Annotated in this window: 1 protein-coding gene; it reads left to right on the forward strand. The window is 70.4% G+C overall.

What is annotated here, in order from left to right; all coding sequences use genetic code 11:
* On the forward strand, nt 1-2,270 hold a 2,270-nt coding region (locus NM961_RS23810), incomplete at both ends, for a beta-ketoacyl reductase (RefSeq protein WP_255916920.1).

Here is a 2,270-nt window from a genome sequence, read left to right on the forward strand (position 1 = left end):
TGCAGGTGCAACTGAGCGGGTTTACGGCGCGGGTGTTGGCCGAGCCGGTGATGGCCGCGGCGCCGGGCACGGCATCGGCGGAAGCGGAAGTGACGCTGCAGCAGCCGCAGTGGGTGGCGGCGGTGCGCGGATCCGATGGCGCTGGCGTGGATTCGTCGGCCTCGACGGCGGCACGTCGTCAGGTACTGATCGTGGGTGCGACAGCCGCGCAGGCCGCGGCCGTGTCAGCAGAACTGGGCGCTACGGCGTGCGCTGCCGTGGCGCTGGATGGCGCCGCCGCCGAAGCGTTTGAAGCGCTGGCGCTGGCGGTGTTCGCAGCGGCGCAGACGGCCGTGCGTGCGCGCGAAGCGGTGCGGCTGCAAGTGGTGCTGGCCGGTACCGCGGCACCTGCATTGGCGCTGGGCGTGGCGGGTTTGCTGCGCACGGTGCAGGAAGAACACGCGCAGGTGCGCGGTCAGGTGATCGAAGTGGCGTCGCGGGAACCGGCCGAGGTGGCCGCGGCACTGCAGGATGCGGCCGCGCGTGACGCGGTGGAGTTGCGCTGGGTGGACGGTGCCGTGCAGCAGCGTGTCCTGCGCGATCTGCCGACTACCCCGGCGCTGCCGGCGGCAACGCCGTGGAAAACCGGCGGCGTGTATCTGATTACCGGCGGTGCCGGTGGCCTGGGCCGCTTGCTCGCGCAGGAAATCGCGCAGCAGGCCGAAGGCGTGACCCTGGTGCTGGCCGGCCGCTCGATGCTGGATGCGGCGGCGCAAGCGGCGCTGAACGCGGCGATTCCCGCGGCGACGGTGCGCTACCACGCGGTCGATGTCGGCGATGCGGCGGCCGTGCAGGCACTGGTGACCGCGGTGATCGCCGAACACGGCGCGCTGCACGGCGTGATCCACGCAGCCGGTGTGGTCAAGGACAGCTTCGTGCTGAAGAAGACCGCGGCGGAATGGCGCCAGGTACTGCGGCCCAAGGTCGCCGGTGTCGAGGCGCTGGACGCGGCGACGGCCCCGGTCGACCTGGATCTGTTCGTGGTGTTCTCGTCGCTGTCGGCGCTGGGCAATGCGGGCCAGGCCGACTACGCCGCGGCCAATGGTTACCTGGACGGCTTTGCGCAGCAGCGCCAGCAGCGCGTGGCGCGCGGTGAACGGCAGGGCCGTACGGTGTCGGTGAACTGGCCGTACTGGGCCGACGGCGGCATGCGCATCGATGCGGCGACGCAGACCTTGCTCAAAGACCGGCACGGTTCGCTGGCGCTGTCGACGGCCCAGGGTTGGGCGGCGCTGTACCAGGCGCTGGCCAGCGGTGCCGCGCAGGTGCTGGTGCGGGCGGCGGTGAAGGGCTGGCAGGGCGCTGCGGTACCTTCGGCACGTGACAGTGCCAACGCGGTAAATGCGGCCAATGCGGTTAATGGTACTTATGGTGCCTATGCGCCGGATGCAGCCAACCGGGCTGCAGTGAAGAGCGCTGTAGCCGCATCCGCAGCGGCTACTTCCGCAGCGGCGTCCGCCCCGGTCTCGTCGGAAGCCACCCGCACCGCTTCCATCACCGACTGGACCCTGGGCCGCCTGTACGACGAAGTGGCGGCCCTGCTCAAAGTCTCGCGCAGCGATCTCGATGCCGATGCGGAGTTCAGCGAATACGGCTTCGATTCGATCAGCCTGACCGCCTTGGCCAACCGCCTCAACAGCGAGTTCGGCCTGAGCCTGATGCCGACGGTGTTCTTTGAACAGCCCAGCCTGCGCAGCCTGGCCCAGCACCTGGCCCGGATCGACGACGGACGCTGGGCGCAGCGCTGGGTCGCGGCGCCGGATACTGCGGCAGCGGCGCCGGCCGGCACGGCGGCAGACGTCGCAAGTGCGACGGCATCCGCTCCGGCGGGAGCGGCCGCATCACCGGCTGCACCGGCGCGTGTTGAAATTTCACCGTTGCCTGCAACAGCAACGAATCCGGCCGCACGCCGCCGCGGCCGCTGGCTGCCCGGCGATGCCGCCGCGTCTGCGCCGGCCGCATCCACCGGACCGGACGCGCTGCGCGCCGCCGGGCGTGAACCGATCGCGATTGTCGGTATGAGCGGCCGCTTCCCGCAGGCGGACGATCTGGCGGCGTTCTGGGCGAACCTGATTTCCGGTCGCGACAGCATCGAAGAGATTCCGTCTTCGCGCTGGGACTGGCAGGCGATCTACGGCGACGCACAGGCGCAGGCCAACCGCAGCCAGTCCAAATGGGGCGGTTTCATCGCCGGCGTGGACGAGTTCGATTCGCTGTTCTTCGGCATCTCG

The sequence above is a fragment of the Tahibacter harae genome (genome assembly GCF_024437735.1).
Taxonomy (GTDB): Bacteria; Pseudomonadota; Gammaproteobacteria; order Xanthomonadales; family Rhodanobacteraceae; genus Tahibacter; species Tahibacter harae.